1 protein-coding gene is annotated in these 1294 nt (G+C 49.1%); it reads left to right on the top strand.

Annotation, left to right across the window (positions count from 1 at the left end):
- The first annotated feature begins 76 nt into the window (after positions 1-76).
- On the top strand, positions 77-1180 hold the full coding sequence (gene queG / locus KDK16_RS10005) for a tRNA epoxyqueuosine(34) reductase QueG (protein ID WP_257275906.1): 1104 nt from the start codon (positions 77-79) through the stop codon (positions 1178-1180).
- Positions 1181-1294: the final 114 nt, after the last annotated feature.

The following is a 1294-nucleotide window of genomic DNA, read 5'->3' on the forward strand; positions in this document are numbered from 1 at the left end:
TCACTATTCTCGACAACGAGTGTGTTAGAATACTTGGCAATATTCTCAGATTCTTTCCTGGCAGTAACTGATCAACGTGTCTACCTCCAACCGCTCTTCTGAAAGCCTTGATTATCATAAGCTGGCTGACGATATTCGTCTTTGGGCCAGAGATTTAGGCTTTCAGCAGGTGGGTATTACCAAAGCCCGAATCCCGGACCGTGACAAAAAGCACTTTCTGCAGTGGCTTGATCTGGGCCTTCATGGAGACCTGCAATATATGGAGCGGCACAAAGAACTCAGATGCCACCCTGAAAAGCTTCATGAAGGTGTCATAAGGGTTATCTCCGCCAGAATGGATTATCTGCCCGCAGAAACCGAGACCGTCAAGATTCTGAATGAGCCGGAAAAGGCTTATGTCTCCCGTTATGCTTTGGGACGTGATTACCACAAGCTGATTCGCAAGCGCTTAACCCAGCTCGGAAAAAAAATAGCTGATATTGCCGGAAGCCATGGTTATCGCGCCTTTGTTGACAGCGCACCGGTGATGGAAAGACCTCTGGCTCAGCAGGCCGGTCTGGGCTGGATGGGCAAACACTCCCTGATTATCAACCGTCAGGCAGGTTCTTTCTTTTTCCTGGGAGAACTCTTTACCAATTTACCTCTGCCCACTGATGAACCTTATGAGAAGGACCATTGCGGTCGATGTACTGCTTGCATGGATATTTGTCCTACCAGCGCGATTGTAGAACCCTACAAAGTGGATGCCAGAAAGTGCATTTCCTACCTGACCATTGAACACAGTGGACCCATACCCGAAGAGCTGCGCAGCAAAATCGGTAACAGGATTTTTGGCTGTGATGACTGCCAGCTCACCTGTCCCTGGAATCGATTTGCCAGACACACACAGGAAAGTGACTTTCAGCCCCGTCATCATCTGGATAACAGTGATCTGGCTGATCTCTTTCTGTGGACGGAAAAAGAATTTCTGGAGCGCACGGCAGGTTCACCGATCCGGCGTGCAGGTTTTGAAAGCTGGTTGAGGAATCTGGCGGTAGGTCTCGGCAACGCCCCCACAACCGGGAAAGTCGTGTCAGCGCTTCGCCAGCGCAGGGACCATCCTTCGAAGCTGGTGAAAGAACATGTGGACTGGGCGCTTAAACAACATACTCAACAACACAGCCCGGATTCTCACGATTAAATTTACACATGGACTACCCTTAGGAGCTACCGAGGTACAGATTCCAAAGGTTTTTGATCATGTCTGTAAAGTTATCGGGTGAATCACTCACGCCCTTTCTTCATATTGTTAAAC

It is taken from the genome of Endozoicomonas sp. SESOKO4, from assembly GCF_024606275.1.